The sequence below is a fragment of the Pseudomonas sp. DE0010 genome (genome assembly GCF_007680745.1).
Lineage (GTDB): Bacteria > Pseudomonadota > Gammaproteobacteria > Pseudomonadales > Pseudomonadaceae > Aquipseudomonas > Aquipseudomonas parafulva_B.
Genome location: NZ_VEJQ01000132.1, coordinates 1 through 311, shown reverse-complemented (window position 1 = coordinate 311; position 311 = coordinate 1). Strand labels below are relative to the sequence as shown.

Sequence of the window (311 nt, the reverse complement as noted above, 5' to 3'; positions counted from 1 at the left end):
TTACACGGATTGTGTGCGGGATAGGCCCCCACACCCCAGCTCTCCGGTGCCCTTCCCGCCATGCGTCTGCTGTTCTCCCTGCTGCTGTGCCTCGCCCTGCCCGCCCTCGCCACGGCGGCCGATCCCGTGCTCTATCGTCCCCTCCAGCTCGACACCGGCAGCGGTGTACTCAAGGGCAGTCTGATCCTGCCCCGTAGCGACAGGCCGCAACCGGTGGTGCTCTTCGTTTCCGGCTCGGGGCCCATCGATCGCAACGGCAACGCCCCCGGCGCGCGCAACGCGGCCCTGCAGCGGCTGGCCGAGGCCCTGGG

The 311-nt window shown here is 70.4% G+C and carries 1 pseudogene; it reads left to right on the top strand.

Annotated elements, in window-relative coordinates:
- Positions 1 to 60: 60 nt before the first annotated feature.
- A pseudogene (locus tag FS767_RS21965) lies at positions 61 to 311 on the top strand (alpha/beta hydrolase); the annotation flags it as partial.